The organism is Neobacillus bataviensis, assembly GCF_019969725.1.
In genome coordinates, this window is sequence record NZ_JAHXYW010000001.1 from 158,210 (window position 1) to 172,105 (window position 13,896).

The following is a 13,896-nucleotide window of genomic DNA, read 5'->3' on the forward strand; positions in this document are numbered from 1 at the left end:
TTTCTAGGTTATATTGATAAATATATTACATATGTTAGGAAGAGCTTTATTTGCTCTTTGATGTATTTTTAGGAACAGTAAGTAAAATCTTAGTGTTCTTTTTTGTATTTGCGTATGATGATTTATATAAGATTTTAGCGGGTAATATAATCCTATGGTTAAAAGCAATTCAATTGCTTATACCTTACGGAGGTACTTTATGCGATATTCCATGTTTAAACGAGCCTTAATTGGGAAACCGCTGAAAACAAGTGAATTAGGCGAACAACGATTAGGTAAATTAAAAGCACTTGCCATTCTGTCATCCGATGCCCTTTCTTCTGTGGCATACGGCCCAGAACAAATTATCATAGTGTTATCTACTTTAGGTCTTATTGCTCTCTGGTATTCGATACCGATTGGTGTAGGTGTCCTTATTCTTTTAGCTGCGCTAATTTTGTCTTATCGTCAAATTATCTATGCTTATCCTCATGGCGGGGGTGCCTATGTTGTCTCCAAAAGTAACTTGGGGAAAAATGCAGGATTAGTAGCAGGCGGTTCGTTATTAGTCGATTACATCTTAACAGTGGCCGTTAGTGTTTCAGCTGGTACGGATGCGATTACATCGGCATTACCACTATTACATCCCTATAATGTGCCCATCGCTTCCATCTTAGTCATTTTGATTACGATTTTGAATCTCAGAGGTATTACGGAATCAGCTTCTGTCCTCGCCTATCCCGTCTATATATTTGTCGTTGCGTTAGTCCTTCTGATTGTAGTGGGACTGTGGCAAATTGTTAGCGGACAGATTCCTTCCCATCTACATACTCCAATTGGGACAGCTGTACCTGGTATAAGTCTATTTTTACTACTGCGTGCCTTTTCATCAGGCTGCTCGGCTCTTACAGGAGTCGAAGCGGTTTCTAATGCTGTTCCGAATTTCAAGGAACCAGAAGCTAAAAATGCAGTCCATACTTTAATGATGATGGGCATCATTCTAGCGGTTCTTTTCACGGGAACAATGTTTTTAGCCTATTGGCTGGGGATCTCTCCTAAAGCAGAGGAAACAGTTGTTTCCCAGATGGCATCTAAGGTTTTTGGGAGAAACTTCCTTTATTATTTTATCCAGGGAACTACGGCTCTTATTCTGGTACTAGCGGCGAACACTGGATTCTCTGCTTTCCCTCTGTTAGCGGTTAACTTCGCGACTGACAAGTATATACCGAGAATGTTCCTAAATCGCGGGGATCGACTAGGATATTCAAATGGAATCCTTACTCTTAGTGTGGCATCCATTATATTGATTGTCATCTTTAGAGGAGAAACAGAACAGCTTATTCCCCTTTATGCGGTAGGTGTATTCATCCCATTCACACTGTCGCAAACAGGTATGATTGTGAAATGGATAAGAGAAAAACCTTCTGGCTGGCTATTGAAAATGACCATTAATCTAATTGGCGCACTGATTACTTTAACGGTTGTGATCATTTTCTTTATCACAAAATTTTCTCAAGTATGGTATGTTCTCATCTTTTTACCGCTTATAGTCTTTGTGTGCCATCGGATTAAAAGGCATTATGATGCAGTGGGTGAACAACTTAGGATTGCAACAGGTGATGATGCTCTTCCGTTAGAGGGCAACATTGTCATTGTCCCGGTCGCTGGGATTACCAAGGTTGTAGAAAACTCATTAAACTATGCGAAGTTAATCGGTGACTCCGTCATTGCCGTTTATGTAGCCTTTGACCGTGAAAGTGAAAAACAAATGGAGGATAAATGGAAGGAATGGCAGCCAGATATTCGGCTTGTGACTTTGTATACATCCTACAGAAGCTTATTACGACCGATTGCACGCTTTATCGAAATTGTTGAGGAAAAGGCAAATGAACAAAAGTACACCCTTACCGTATTGATTCCTCAATTTATTACAAAGAAAAGATGGCACGATATCTTGCATAACCAATCAAGCTTATTATTACGACTCTACCTCATTTATCAAAAAAATGTAATTGTTTCAACCGTGCCATTTCGATTCAAAAAATAACATGCATTTTTGGTATTTGGTAAACAAAATATTAGGGATTCCAAAAGTTATTTTTGGAATCCCTTTTTCTGGTTTATTTTTTCTTCTTCTGAGCTATCCCGCTTCATAACAACAATTCTAATGCATCAGAACACGCCATTTTCATTGGGGGAATTTTCCGGTATGGGCTGACCTACATCCCATAACTCAACGATAAGGTCGTTACGGAATCGAAAGATATGAACCACAGCTGCCCCAAAGTCCTCTTGCGTTTGCTTAACATGGGAGTAAACCACAACGGTATCCCCCTCTTCGATTACACGTTTTACCTCAAGGGTTTTGTGAGGATTCTTAGCGGCGTTTTCTTCCATTGCGAGCATAAGAGAATCAGCATCTCCACGGAAAAAGGCATTATGATGACGGAAATCAGGGCCAATATACTTACTGTATGCTTCGCGCACATCCCCCGATGCAACCAGCTGTAAAAACGACACAGCCTTCTCTCTTAAAGAATTCTTCATTGCCATTCATCCTTTCTTATTAATAGATTTCAAAGTTATGTATTTGTAGTTCCATTATATATCCAATGTATTGAAATTACACCAACATGTTAAGTACAAAAGAGCAAAAGAAAAAGGGCCTAAGCCCCAAACCCTCATTTGTTCTTTTCCTTAAACCATCCAATTTTATACCCATTGAATAGAGCCAAACTCACCATGCGGATGGTTTTGTAATTTAAATTTCCTATACTCATTTTCTAATTTTGAAAGTGGCAGCGAATGAAGCTGTTGATCTTCTTTTTTATAAACGTTTAAGAATATTAGTTTATTGATAAGTTTTTGCCGCTTTTTTTCATCGTTATTTCTCATCATGAACACTCCTTTAGTTTTCACTAAAACCTTCCCCTGAAAATAACAACTTTAAATTCGGTCTGAATAATTTTTTAATTTGATTAATTTTTATTATAAACTTACAATTCCTATCTGTAAAGTATGAATTAATATTTAACTCCCTCATTCCCCAATTTCTGCAAAGATATGGGGCTTTTCTTCCGATTGTCCGCATAGAATGTGGACAAGGGTAAGTGCTCTCTCAATGAAAAAAGTTAACTGGAGGGAATGACTTAATGCAATTTATTGAAGATGTTAAAGAAGTGAAATTTAGCTTTTTGGAAAAACCGCCGGCGTCATCTATGACTTATGCTTTTGTTTATGTTAATAATCACAATAAATACTTTGCTGTTAAAAATGGGGAGCGTTTGTCACGTAGTGAATTGCGGATAGGTAAATATAAAAGGGTTTATACAGTCAATATGCAGCAGCATACCATCACTTATAAGGAGGAAGTCCCTTCAGCAACAAGAGGAAGAAGGTTTTCTGTCAATCTGTTTATCGATATTGCCGTTGAACACCCTGAAAAATTAGTTCAACAAAATGCTGGAGAATTTGGCCACATTATTAACAATAATCTGCCCTTCTGGGTGGAGTCGGAAGCAAGATTTTATCCTATTGAAGAGGATCTTAGTTTTGCCCGGCATATTGAAGAATTTTTTCAAACCTCGCCACTTGTTAAAGTGTTAAGGGAGGCCGGAGTTGTTGTTCGAAATATTCGTGTTTTGATCAGGCAAAGTATTCGGGACCAACGCCATGATGAGGCGATCGCCGATTTAGACCGGAACGCTGAACTATCTGCCTATCAAGAGGCTCTGGACTTGGAGGAAGCTCGCCGGATATCGGCCTCGATTAAAGAAGCCCTTCAAGCTGGAGATTTTATCACTGCAGGGAAGCTTGGGGAAAAAAATGAAATGGCAAAGCGGTTAGTGGAATCGGAGTTTAGCCAAAATCAAACTTTCAAATATGAGGTAAACAAACAACTTTTTTATTTGATCAATGATCACACTATTGACCAGTTTGAGGCGGAACAAAGATCGGCCAAGCTAAAAAAATTATTTCCCTCTCTCCCCGTCAATCAGGAAAATACCAATGAAAAAAAACAGATTACTGGTCATAAAAGAGAACTCCTATCCTATTTCAATAAAGGAGAATAGCGATTGTGGAATCCATTTTAAATCAGCTGTTTTGGATCTGGTCACTTATTTCTTTCCTGCCGGAATGGTTGCGCCTTTTTTTGGCTCTCTTTGTCCTCCTGCAACTCGCAAGGCTGATTTTGTTGTACATTATTCCTCCCTTCTTCAACTTGTTGGTCCGTTTATTGAAAAAAATGTATTATCTTATTTCTTACCCCATCATGGCACTTCTTTGCACGATTCAAAGAAGCCGGAGAGAAGCAGGAAAAGCCGGTATATCTGTTTGGATTGATTACATTGAAGAAATGTTTGCCTTGTTCGAAAGATTTTTCAACAAAATGATTCAGCTTTTCAAGAAACGGAGAAGGAATAAGACAAGGATTAAAAGATGGACCTTCTATTCTGCTACAACTTTAGTAATTTTGCTGACTGCAGCCATCATGAACAATCCAAATAAGTGGTATACACAAAAATGGAAGAAAGCAGAGGTATGGTTAAACCAAGAACATGTGCCCAGACAAGCATCCGTGGCTTCCCCTAATCCAAAAGAATTCATTTTAAATAAGGAGTATAAAGAAGGCGGAAATATTCGGGAAGCACCCACACTAACTGCGCCCCGTCTATACACGATTACAAATGGAGAAATCATGCACTTTTTGAATGAAGAACAAATAGATTCCAAAGGAATTAAGTGGCTAAAAGTTCAAACCGCAAACGGGATCGAAGGCTGGATTTCAGCCTTGATTGTCAGGGAAAAATAATTAATTGAGGGGGATATTTACTTATCATATAAATCCCACGAAAAAAGCGTTAATCCTCCTTGGATTAACGCTTCGTCTTTCTATGCATTTTTAATTGCCCTCAGGTCATTAATAAAAGCTAAAACAACTTCCTCTTTTGTTGCCCAGGACGTAACTAACCGAATTGCAGAGTGATCTGAATCGACCTTTTCCCAAATGTGGAAAGAGTACCTACTTTGGAGTTCAGTAATTAAAGAATTAGGCAAAATTGGGAAAATTTGATTGGATGGTGAATGTGTTAGAAACTTGAAATTTGCTTTAACCAGTTCCTGTTTTAACATGTCAGCCATATTGTTAGCATTCATAGCTAGGTCGAAAAATAAATTTTCCCTGAAAAGCTCAAGAAATTGGATACCTAAAAGTCTTCCTTTCGCAAGCAGTGCTCCTTTTTGCTTCATATGGAACCGAAAATCTTCTTTCAATGATTCGCGGCAAATGACTAATGCTTCACCAATTAGGGCTCCATTCTTCGTTCCGCCAATATAGAAGGCATCCACAAGTGCTGCAATTTCATTTAATGTAAGGTCATTTTCTGTAGAGCAAAGTGCAGACCCTAATCTGGCGCCATCCATATACAAAATCAGATTGTTATTACGGCAAAATTCACTTAATTTCTCCAGTTCGCTTTTATTATAAATGGTGCCAATTTCTGTGGAATTGGATATGTATACAAGCTTCGGTTTCACCATATGTTCGTCTGTATGAAAATCCAGAACTTGCTTTAGGTGTAAAGGGGTTAGTTTCCCATCATCGACATTAACTGTTAGAATTTTATGCCCAGTTGCTTCAATCGCCCCTGTCTCATGTGTAAAAATATGACCGGTGTTTGCCGCAATAGCAGCCTCGTGTGGTCTTAGAAAGGATGAGATCGTAATAAGATTTGTTTGTGTCCCGCCAGCGATAAGGTGGATATCTATATCTTCTCGTCCGATTCTTTCCTTTAAAAGGTCTACTGCTTTTTGAGTGTAGCAATCTTCCCCGTAGCCATCCTCCTGCTCAAAATTGGTTTCGATTAAAGCATTCAATATTCTAGGATGTGCCCCTTCACTATAATCGTTCTTAAAACTGTACATTTGATGTCCTCCCATTAAAATATGTATTCTCCCGATTTTATTCCCTAATAAACCAAACCTTAGAAATTAAATCATTCTTCACTTCATAAATAGCCATTAAGCCTGTGCTTTCACCCGTTAGTCCATTGGTTGCGATCTCCCAGTCGATTACCTTGTTTCCAACTATGGAACGGTTTTTGATTTCCGCGAACATTTTCTTTTTGAAGGTTTCTGTATATCGTTCAATTAGTGCCTGCTTGCCGCTTAATGTTATTGTATTATCCGGGAAAGTCAACACGGTAATATCATCTGAGTAAGTCGTTGCAAACCCTTCTAAATCCTGATTATTGTAAAATTCAATTTGTTTTTGTACCACTTTTTCAATCGACATAACTAAGCTCCTTTCAAATTCTTAAATGATATATAAATAATATCATAATCTTAATATTCTAACTGAACGCAACAAAAGCCAGCTTTTAAAAACCGGCTTTTTTGCTTTCTTATAAAGTTTGCGATGCTTTTCCGGCACTTGGATTGGTTTGAATCCAAATTACCTGTTTCAATTGAACATATTCTTCTTCAAGGTCTTGCAGTGTCCATTCATAAAGATGCTTATTATTTTTCTTAAAAACTCCTAATTTAAGGAGTTCATCGATTAGATGTTGCCTTTTTTGCTGGCAAGCATTTCGAAGATTATTTTTCAAAACGAAAAACCTCCTAGTTTGCTTTTGGGATTTTACTGTGAAAATTGCTTAGAATAGAACGACGAAAGAACTAAAAAATATTCATTAATTAAAAAATATTGTTTCAACTCCTTCCCACAAATGCCATTGTAATTCCTTAAATTAGAAAAAATTGTCGATTTGACACCTATTTATCGATTCTTAAACAAAATGTTATTTAGACTTAATAAATGAAATATTTTTGATGGACCCCCTATTTCCTGTTATAATCAAGCCAGATTCATTTTTGCGAACAATAATAGGTGATTACATGCGAAAAAAATATGCTAATTTAGAGAATGTCAGTACGAACAAAACGTTTAAAGACATGATGAGATGGCAAAAAGAACGAAAAAGCAAGGTAAAGGATTTATCGGTAAATATCGAGCAAAGTGCAAGTAAAATGGTTAAAGAACTACAGGAAAATCGAAATAAAACCACTTATACTTGGATCGGCCATTCGACTTTCCTGATTCAATTAAATGGACTCAATATTTTAACGGATCCTGTATGGGCACAGCGGATGGGGTTTCAAAAGAGATTAACTGTGCCTGGAATCCCATTGACGGACATGCCCGAGATAGATGTTGTGATCATTTCTCATGGCCATTACGACCACTTGGACTTTCAGACGATCAAGCAGCTAAAAGGGAATCCTCAATTTTTTGTACCAATCGGATTAAAATCGCTTTTTCTCAAAAAAGGTTATCATCAGGTTATCGAATTGAATTGGTGGGAAACGGTTATACATGAAGGACTTACTTTCCACTTTGTGCCTGCTCAGCATTGGACACGAAGAACGGCGACAGATATGAATTCGTCCCATTGGGGCGGCTGGGTTATCCAGAATCAAATAGAAACGTTTTATTTTGTTGGAGATACCGGCTATTTCACGGGCTTTAATGAAATTGGAGATCGCTTTCACATCGATACGGTGTTTATGCCAATTGGGGCCTATGAGCCAGAGTGGTTTATGGCCTCATCCCATATCTCGCCCGAAGATAGTGTTAAAGCTTTTTTGGAATTAAAAGCAAAATTGTTTGTTCCGATGCATTATGGCGCCTATCGGTTAGCTGATGATACTGGCCCTGAAGCGTTAGAGAGGTTATATCGTGAATGGGATAAAAAGCAATTACCAAAGGAGCAATTAAGGGTATTGTTGATTGGGGAAACTGTAACTAACGGAGGCTGTTAATAGCCTCCGTTTTTTAATATATGTTTTTGAAGAGGCAGGTTAAGCCCAGCAATTCCCTCCGCAATCAGTTTGGCGATTTCCCTTGCACCCTTTTCTTGAAAATGAATCGGATCCTGTACTCCACCAGGGTAATTTGGATGTTCTCCAGCTTCCAGGAATAAAAAAAACTCCTTTGTTTTTTCTGGTCCAAGTTGTTGATAAAGTGCCATACTTTTCGACGTCAGATCAATGACAGGGACATTCTCCTTCCTGCCAACCACCTTCATTGCATCAGGATACTGTCCGTGGGTGGACAAAGCCTTACCGTCGGTAGAGAAATTCCTTCTTTCGACCGGTGTTACAAGAATTGGGATGGCCCCTTTATTTCGGGCACCGTCAATATATTCTTTTAAATAACGTTGATAGGAAGTGGCAGGATCTGTGTAACGGGATGAATCATAGCTTTTTTCATCGTTATGGCCGAATTGAATGAGCAAGTAATCTCCCTTATGAATTTTTTTTAAAATACTGCGTAACCGCCCTTCGTTAATAAAACTTTTCGTACTTCTCCCCGGGACGGCTTCATTTTTCACGATAATTTGTTCATCGAACATTTGAGGGAGCATTTGCCCCCACCCAGCCCTCGGTGCCCGATTGCTGGGATAATTTGCAACAGTGGAATCACCGGCGAGATACACTGTTATCCTGCTATTTTGTTTGGCTATTGATTTATAGGTTTTCAACCCGCTAAATACTAACAATATGACTGTTAGCATTAAAATACCTTTCAGGTACCATTTCTTTTTCAAATGTTTCTCCTCCTGATGCTTAAGCGCATGATAAAAACCTTCAATTAGATGAAGGTTTTAGCCAACTCATTATTAGCAAAAATTATCTCACGTTGTTGTCTCATTTTCATAAGCAATTACGACTACTTTTTTATGGGCTTGCTCACTTAATTTTTCTTCAAGTGATTGAATTTCATTGATTAATTGTGGTGAAAGTGAAGCTGCAACATATTCTTTTGTTTCATTTGTCATGTTTACACCCCCCTCTTTAATTATAGTGTTTGACTTTCGATTTTTATATATGTATGAGCTCATTTTTAGCTGATAATTGATTTCGGCCGCGCTGTTTGGATTGAAGCAATAATTGGTCGGCATAAATATATCCCTTCTCCATGGATATATTTTCGGTTACATCATAAAAGTAAAGGCCGAAGGATGCAGTATAGGGGATTGATACGTTTTCTCCATTAAACTCTACTGGAACCTGACTGTTTTCAACACCTTGTCTTATTTTTTCTACCAGAGCCACCGTTTGATCATAACCTCGATTCCTCAAGAAAAGCGTAAATTCTTCCCCTCCGCTTCTGAATAAAAAATCATCCTGATTAAGATAGCTTTTTAAGGTTGCAGCAAAATGCTGGATTACCCTGTCACCGACTGCGTGATTATAATTGTCATTGATGGTTTTGAATTTGTCCAAGTCAGTGACCACAATCCCAATTGATTCATTTCCTTGATTTAACTCTGCCATCTTTTTATCCATTAAGGCACGATTGGAAACACTTGTTAAAAAATCGGTATAAGCCATTTGTTCAAATTGGTCTCGTTCCAGCTTATTTTGCAGGTATTGAGATTTTGTAATAAAGGAATGGTTAACCAAATAATTCAAAATAAAGAAGCTGATTAATATCTCCCAATGTCCTTTCTGAAAGAAGACAAATAACATTCCGTTTGTGAACGAGATTTTCCCCATATCGGGAATACTTCTACTTTTAAAAAATTGAAATACCTCCTCCCTCGATTTTATTTCCCCTAAAAAGTAGAAGATGATCGTGAGGAACGTATCTGATATAACAGCATTTATTGTTGCCAGGAAAAACATTAAAATCCAAAAGCCAAATGGTATCGCTTGAAAATATTGTTGTAAGGCTTGGAACACAAAATAGGAAATAGTATTTTGTAATACAAACGATCCGACGTTATAAAAAATGTGCTCGAATTCGTCCGGATCCGCGGTTTTGGTGATCTTTTTATAAAAATAATTGCTAAATCGGTAGATCGTTTCGAAAATAAGTAGTCCTAACGGCCCGGAGAACATGACAAAAGACAAACTGTAGTTCATTCCATAATCAAGTGTCACATTTCCTTGTCGGCTCATGGTACGTAAATGAAAATAAAGCGTACTAAAAAACCAATACAGGATCACTGCCTTGATAAAAAGTGTGTTTTGGAGTGGAACACGATTTGACCAGATCGCCAAGGCCGCAGCGGCAACGAATAATATGTATATGAATATTCTTGCCCTATTCGTCAAAGTCCCCCTCCTTTCGAAGCACAGTTTGAATGCGTCTATGTCTAGATTCCCCTTGTTTTTAGAATACAAACGTTTTTTAATTTACTGCAAAATAAAAAGAAGCAGTTGATCGAAGACCATCATCTGCTTCTTTTTTTCAAGAGATAAATTCTCTTTTTGATTTCTTTCTCCATTTTTTGAAAAAAGTTTGCCAAACTCTTATCAGCGGTTCCGTCTAATATGCGCTTGCTTGCTAAGGCGAGTGCTCCAGTGATCTCTGCATCAGTCATGAATGAAAGGCTGGTACCCCCATGATTTTCTGTAATAAGCAAAACTCCATTGCCATTTAATTCTCCAAGGTTCCCTTTTCCCTTTACATGGAGTCGGTAGGTTGAAGCTGGATCCTCTTCTATCGTGTAGATTTCCAGCTTAAACATATCCTTAATTGGTCCTAAATGAATTTCAATTTCAGCCAGGTAATTTCCAGTCGATCTTTCTTCAAAATAACGGCATCCAGGGAGAGAGTTTCTAAGTACATTTTCATCTTTAATATATTTCCATACAATAGACCTAGGTAATTCAAAGGAGTGTTCATAATTGATTTTCAAAGCGTACTCCTCCTCCATTGGCTTTTATTCATTTATTTATATTCAAATGGAGTTTGTGTTGTTAATTGAGACGATAAGAGTTTAAAATTAGTTGGTGCAGTCTTTTATAGAGGAGGTAAAATTCGCTTTGATTTATCTTTTTGTAGGTATAGCTGGTTCATTAGGTGCGATATTAAGATATCTAATTGGAATGACCTTTTTTACGAATAGCACTTTTCCATTCGCAACTTTACTGATTAATTTATTTGGGAGTTTTTTATTGGCCTGGCTGACAACCAATTTTTTCAAGAAGTTCTCTTTCTCACCTCAGATGTCTACTGTAATCGGTACCGGTTTTGTCGGTTCTTTTACCACTTTTTCAACTCTCAGTGTGGAAACCGTTAAATTGTTTCAATCCGGAAATATGTTACTGGGTGTTCTTTATGTTTTTGTCAGTATTATTGGAGGATTATTTATGAGCCGAATAGGATTTAAGGTCAATAATGAGGTGGAAAAATCGTGACAATCCTGCATTTGATAATAGTCGGAATTGGTGGTTTTTTCGGGGCGAATGCTCGATATTCCATAAGTAAACGATTAAATCACGAATCTGCCATACCATTGGGAACATTGACGGTTAATTTATCGGGTGCATTTCTTTTAGGTGTGATCACTGGCGCGAAAGCTGATATCATGATTGTATTATTATTTGGAACTGGATTTATGGGGGCTTATACAACCTTCTCAACGCTGAAATTAGAAATGATAAAGTTATTCTTTAAAAAAAATAAAAAGGACTTTATCCTTTATACCATCGTTACTTATGGGGCAGGTATTACGCTGGCTTATTTTGGGTATTTGGTTGGAAGTTTTTTTTAGGGTGATGAAATAATTAAAACAACCTTCCCAAAATGGATTTAGGAAGGTTTTTGTATGCATGTTTTAGTTATATTAATATTACTTAACTTGTTTGGAAATCAGGTTTAAGCTTCAATCAACAACAAGACTTTACATTCCCATGCCTGGCATTCCGCTCATTCCAGCGCCTGGGAAGCCGCTCATTCCCATTCCTGGCATTCCACTCATGCCTGTGCCTGGAGATGTGCTCATGCCCATACCTGGAAAGCCGCCCATTCCCATACCTGGCATTCCGCTCATGCCCATGCCTGGAAAGCCGCCCATTCCCATACCTGGCATTCCGCTCATGCCCATGCCTGGAAAGCCGCCCATTCCCATGCCTGGCATTCCACTCATGCCCATGCCTGGCATTCCGCTCATGCCCATACTTGGCATTCCGCTCATGCCCATACTTGGCATTCCACCCATGCCCATACTTGGCATTCCGCTCATGCCCATACTTGGCATTCCACCCATGCCCATACTTGGCATTCCGCTCATGCCCATACTTGGCATTCCACCCATGCCCATACTTGGCATTCCGCTCATGCCCATACTTGGCATTCCGCTCATGCCCATACTTGGCATTCCACTCATACCCATTCCTGGGAAGCCACTCATACCCATTCCTGATGTCATGTTTTCACCTACTTTCACTATATATACTATGATTTTTATAAAATTGGGAGCTTATTTTCTTCTAAAATTAGGCGGATACACTTTGAGCTGATATTAAATTGTAAAGTCCCTATTACAAAGCTGAAAAACTGCTTTGTTATAATGTGGACTTGTTAGTGGTTTGAATTTTACGAAATTTCCAAAAGAGGTGTAATGGATGAAACTTATACTACCCATGTTAATCATATTAGGATTATCTACTTTTCTAACAACCCCAAAGGCTAATGCGGAAGCAAACATATCGAATCAAAATTCTTTGTCCCAAGCAGCATCACATAATGGTATCAATGAAAAATTGCAGAAAATCAATCAAGCAATTCATGATAATCAAAAGGCAATTGTTGAATCTGATTTAGAGGTCGCAGCGGCCAAATCTGAAGTACAAAAGCTTGAGAAGGATATTAGTATTTTAAAAAACAGCATGGAAAAACGAAATAATGTATTAAAAGAACGTGCCCTTTCCTATCAGCAAAGCAATAGACATTTAAGTTATCTCGATGTTTTGTTAGGTTCAACTAGTTTGAGTGATTTTATTGACCGGGTAGGAGCAGTAGCATCGATTGTGGAGGCAGACCGGACCCTTTTGGAACAGCAGGAATCCGAAAAGAATGAATATGACAGTAAAAAGGCCGCTTTAGACAAAAAACTCACTGGACTTCTTAACACGAAAACAAACCTCGAAGGAATGCGTTCCATGCTTTCGGAACAAAAAGGACAATATGAAGGCTTAAAAAAACAGATTGAAACTGTTAAAGTTACGGAATACATAGAGCCTCCGGTTTTGGAGGATGGAAACGTTAAGAAAATTATCTCCGCAGGCTATAAATACATCGGAAACTCTGTCTATGTGTTTGGTGGAGGAAGAAATGAATACGATGTAGCCAACGGAAGATTTGATTGTTCGGGCTTTGTTCATTGGGCTTTTGCCCAGGCGGGGATTGAATTAGGTTGGAGTACAGATTCAATAAAAAATTCTGGTGCACAAGTTTCGTTAAGTAAAATGCGGCCAGGAGACCTTGTTTTTTTTGATACTTATAAAAAAGATGGCCACGTAGGCATTTACCTAGGTAACGGGAAGTTCATTGGATCGCAAAGCTCTACCGGAGTCGCGATTGCCGATATGTCAACGGGGTATTGGAAAGAGAAGTTTAATGGAAGAGTGGTTCGAATGTAATTTTTTGTTGAACTAAATGGTTCACCACGAAAAACTGGCTACGTGACCGAATTCTCTTCTCAACTTCGTTTTGGGTAACTAGAACCACTCTACGTTCCTGAATTCTCTTCTCAACTTCGTTTTGGGTAACGTAGAACCACTCTACGTTCCTGAATCCTCTTCTCAACCTCGTTTTGGGTAACGTAGAACCACTCTACGTTCCTGAATTCTCTTCTCAACTTCGTTTTGGGTAACGTAGAACCACTCTACGTTCCTGAATCCTCTTCTCAACCTCGTTTTGGGTAACGTAGAACCACTCTACGTTCCTGAATCCTCTTCTCAACCTCGTTTTGGGTAACGTAGAACCACTCTACGTTCCTGAATCCTCTTCTCAACCTCGTTTTGGGTAACTAGAACCACTCTACGTTCCTGAATTCTCTTCTCAACTTCGTTTTGGGTAACGTAGAACCACTCTACGTTCCTGAATTCTCTTCTCAACTT

Annotated in this window: 17 protein-coding genes; 7 read left to right on the forward strand and 10 right to left on the reverse strand. The window is 38.4% G+C overall.

Going from position 1 to position 13,896, the window contains the following annotated elements:
• Positions 1-199 precede the first annotated feature (199 nt).
• The gene (locus LC455_RS00820) at positions 200-2,026 is read left to right on the forward strand and encodes an APC family permease (RefSeq protein ID WP_223587669.1); all 1,827 of its coding nucleotides are present in this window, start codon (positions 200-202) and stop codon (positions 2,024-2,026) included.
• Between the two features lie 125 nt (positions 2,027-2,151).
• Here the strand turns inward: LC455_RS00820 and LC455_RS00825 are convergent, their stop codons facing one another.
• The gene (locus LC455_RS00825) at positions 2,152-2,526 is read right to left on the reverse strand and encodes a nuclear transport factor 2 family protein (protein WP_223587670.1); all 375 of its coding nucleotides are present in this window, start codon (positions 2,524-2,526) and stop codon (positions 2,152-2,154) included.
• A gap of 165 nt (positions 2,527-2,691) precedes the next feature.
• The gene (locus LC455_RS00830; protein WP_223587671.1) at positions 2,692-2,898 is read right to left on the reverse strand and encodes a Fur-regulated basic protein FbpA; all 207 of its coding nucleotides are present in this window, start codon (positions 2,896-2,898) and stop codon (positions 2,692-2,694) included.
• 233 nt (positions 2,899-3,131) lie between these two features.
• Between LC455_RS00830 and LC455_RS00835 the strand changes: the two genes are divergently transcribed.
• Together LC455_RS00835 and LC455_RS31620 are read left to right on the forward strand one after the other, a co-directional pair.
• Positions 3,132-4,052, forward strand: coding sequence for a hypothetical protein (locus LC455_RS00835; protein WP_223587672.1), 921 nt, complete (start codon positions 3,132-3,134; stop codon positions 4,050-4,052).
• Between the two features lie 5 nt (positions 4,053-4,057).
• Positions 4,058-4,792 (forward strand): SH3 domain-containing protein, encoded by a 735-nt coding sequence (locus LC455_RS31620; protein WP_223587673.1) that lies wholly within the window; start codon positions 4,058-4,060, stop codon positions 4,790-4,792.
• An 80-nt stretch (positions 4,793-4,872) separates the two neighbouring features.
• Here the strand turns inward: LC455_RS31620 and LC455_RS00845 are convergent, their stop codons facing one another.
• From LC455_RS00845 to LC455_RS00855, 3 genes are all read right to left on the reverse strand, one after another.
• The gene (locus tag LC455_RS00845; RefSeq protein ID WP_223587674.1) at positions 4,873-5,904 is read right to left on the reverse strand and encodes a threonine aldolase family protein; all 1,032 of its coding nucleotides are present in this window, start codon (positions 5,902-5,904) and stop codon (positions 4,873-4,875) included.
• A 37-nt stretch (positions 5,905-5,941) separates the two neighbouring features.
• Complete coding sequence (locus LC455_RS00850) at positions 5,942-6,274, reverse strand: nuclear transport factor 2 family protein (RefSeq protein WP_223587675.1); 333 nt, start codon at positions 6,272-6,274, stop codon at positions 5,942-5,944.
• Between the two features lie 109 nt (positions 6,275-6,383).
• On the reverse strand, positions 6,384-6,587 hold the full coding sequence (locus LC455_RS00855) for a Fur-regulated basic protein FbpA (protein WP_223587676.1): 204 nt from the start codon (positions 6,585-6,587) through the stop codon (positions 6,384-6,386).
• Between the two features lie 289 nt (positions 6,588-6,876).
• Here LC455_RS00855 and LC455_RS00860 point away from each other — a divergent pair, with 289 nt between their 5' ends.
• Entirely contained in the window at positions 6,877-7,800 is a 924-nt protein-coding gene (locus LC455_RS00860; protein ID WP_223587677.1) for an MBL fold metallo-hydrolase, read from the forward strand.
• Here the strand turns inward: LC455_RS00860 and LC455_RS00865 are convergent.
• The 4 genes from LC455_RS00865 to LC455_RS00880 form a co-directional block, all read right to left on the reverse strand.
• Positions 7,797-8,588, reverse strand: coding sequence for a rhamnogalacturonan acetylesterase (locus tag LC455_RS00865; RefSeq protein ID WP_223587678.1), 792 nt, complete (start codon positions 8,586-8,588; stop codon positions 7,797-7,799). The genes LC455_RS00860 and LC455_RS00865 overlap by 4 nt on opposite strands.
• Before the next feature lie 87 nt (positions 8,589-8,675).
• Complete coding sequence (locus tag LC455_RS00870; protein ID WP_223587679.1) at positions 8,676-8,819, reverse strand: hypothetical protein; 144 nt, start codon at positions 8,817-8,819, stop codon at positions 8,676-8,678.
• 43 nt (positions 8,820-8,862) lie between these two features.
• A complete protein-coding gene (locus LC455_RS00875) occupies positions 8,863-10,101 on the reverse strand; it encodes a GGDEF domain-containing protein (RefSeq protein WP_223587680.1) in 1,239 nt (412 codons plus the stop codon).
• 119 nt (positions 10,102-10,220) lie between these two features.
• Positions 10,221-10,688 (reverse strand): CoxG family protein, encoded by a 468-nt coding sequence (locus LC455_RS00880; RefSeq protein WP_223587681.1) that lies wholly within the window; start codon positions 10,686-10,688, stop codon positions 10,221-10,223.
• A 127-nt stretch (positions 10,689-10,815) separates the two neighbouring features.
• On the opposite strand from LC455_RS00880, the gene crcB (LC455_RS00885) reads away from it, so the two are divergent.
• Both crcB (LC455_RS00885) and crcB (LC455_RS00890) read left to right on the forward strand, forming a co-directional pair.
• Complete coding sequence (gene crcB, locus LC455_RS00885; protein WP_223587682.1) at positions 10,816-11,190, forward strand: fluoride efflux transporter CrcB; 375 nt, start codon at positions 10,816-10,818, stop codon at positions 11,188-11,190.
• Complete coding sequence (gene crcB, locus LC455_RS00890; protein WP_317851387.1) at positions 11,187-11,546, forward strand: fluoride efflux transporter CrcB; 360 nt, start codon at positions 11,187-11,189, stop codon at positions 11,544-11,546. Before crcB (LC455_RS00885) ends, crcB (LC455_RS00890) begins: the two co-directional genes overlap by 4 nt.
• A 129-nt stretch (positions 11,547-11,675) precedes the next feature.
• Here crcB (LC455_RS00890) and LC455_RS31260 read toward each other — a convergent pair whose 3' ends face one another.
• On the reverse strand, positions 11,676-12,203 hold the full coding sequence (locus LC455_RS31260) for a hypothetical protein (RefSeq protein ID WP_263297645.1): 528 nt from the start codon (positions 12,201-12,203) through the stop codon (positions 11,676-11,678).
• A 196-nt stretch (positions 12,204-12,399) separates the two neighbouring features.
• Here LC455_RS31260 and LC455_RS00900 point away from each other — a divergent pair, with 196 nt between their 5' ends.
• Positions 12,400-13,416, forward strand: coding sequence for a C40 family peptidase (locus LC455_RS00900; RefSeq protein WP_223587684.1), 1,017 nt, complete (start codon positions 12,400-12,402; stop codon positions 13,414-13,416).
• The last annotated feature ends 480 nt before the right edge of the window (positions 13,417-13,896 follow it).

Excerpts from the sequence above, each read along its gene's own strand:
- LC455_RS00850 (WP_223587675.1), bottom strand. The coding sequence starts at position 6,274 with ATGTCGATTGAAAAAGTGGTACAAAAACAAATTGAATTTTACAATAAT.
- LC455_RS00900 (WP_223587684.1), top strand. The coding sequence starts at position 12,400 with ATGAAACTTATACTACCCATGTTAATCATATTAGGATTATCTACTTTT.
- LC455_RS31260 (WP_263297645.1), bottom strand. The coding sequence starts at position 12,203 with ATGACATCAGGAATGGGTATGAGTGGCTTCCCAGGAATGGGTATGAGT.
- LC455_RS00820 (WP_223587669.1), top strand. The coding sequence starts at position 200 with ATGCGATATTCCATGTTTAAACGAGCCTTAATTGGGAAACCGCTGAAA.
- LC455_RS00870 (WP_223587679.1), bottom strand. The coding sequence starts at position 8,819 with ATGACAAATGAAACAAAAGAATATGTTGCAGCTTCACTTTCACCACAA.
- LC455_RS00860 (WP_223587677.1), top strand. The coding sequence starts at position 6,877 with ATGCGAAAAAAATATGCTAATTTAGAGAATGTCAGTACGAACAAAACG.
- LC455_RS00835 (WP_223587672.1), top strand. The coding sequence starts at position 3,132 with ATGCAATTTATTGAAGATGTTAAAGAAGTGAAATTTAGCTTTTTGGAA.
- LC455_RS00825 (WP_223587670.1), bottom strand. The coding sequence starts at position 2,526 with ATGAAGAATTCTTTAAGAGAGAAGGCTGTGTCGTTTTTACAGCTGGTT.
- LC455_RS00845 (WP_223587674.1), bottom strand. The coding sequence starts at position 5,904 with ATGTACAGTTTTAAGAACGATTATAGTGAAGGGGCACATCCTAGAATA.